The following is a 546-nucleotide window of genomic DNA, read 5'->3' as shown; positions in this document are numbered from 1 at the left end:
CATCTCCAGTGCCGCGGTCGCCGAATGCGTTAGCAGTGCCTTGTGCGCGCCGGTGCCGGCCTGGAGCAGCGCGTGGCAGCGGCGGGAAAACTCCCCATTGCCCGAAAGGCGGCCTCGATTCAGCGCTTCTTGGAGATAGGCGAACTCGAAACCGATCAACGTCGGCCAGTTGAACGAGATCTGCTCAGAGAGACTTAATTTTTGTGCCATGTCCGTTCCATAATATCCCATGCGTGCCCGTCCAGTTCAGTCTTCTTCGAGAAGCGCAAGTCCAAAGCCCGTACGGCCATAGCCGGACCCGTTGTAGAGCATATAGCGCCGGTCGCCATGGTCGAACACAGCCGGATAGGTGCGTACACCCTCCTCCCAGCAAGGATCCTTCTCCAGGAAGGTCACCATCGCGTCGGCACGAGTCCAGTTCATCCCGTCGTGCGAATGGGCGTAGCCCAGGCAATATTCAGCATAGCGGCGGCAATACCACATGTGCCAGCCGGCCGCGTCGCGCAGCACGCTGGGCCGAGAGAGGGCGAATTCCTCGCCCCCCGC

At 61.2% G+C, this 546-nt stretch carries 2 pseudogenes; both read right to left on the bottom strand.

From position 1 onward, the window contains the following. Window positions 1–210, bottom strand: a pseudogene (locus AC1DWF_RS37830) (dTDP-4-amino-4,6-dideoxygalactose transaminase); the annotation flags it as partial. 36 nt (window positions 211–246) lie between these two features. Beyond that, a pseudogene (locus AC1DWF_RS37825) lies at window positions 247–546 on the bottom strand (hypothetical protein); the annotation flags it as partial.

The sequence above is a fragment of the Aminobacter sp. P4_D5 genome, from assembly GCF_056401815.1.
The sequence above is the reverse complement of the archived record's forward strand: the minus strand, read 5'-3'. Positions and strand labels throughout refer to the sequence as shown.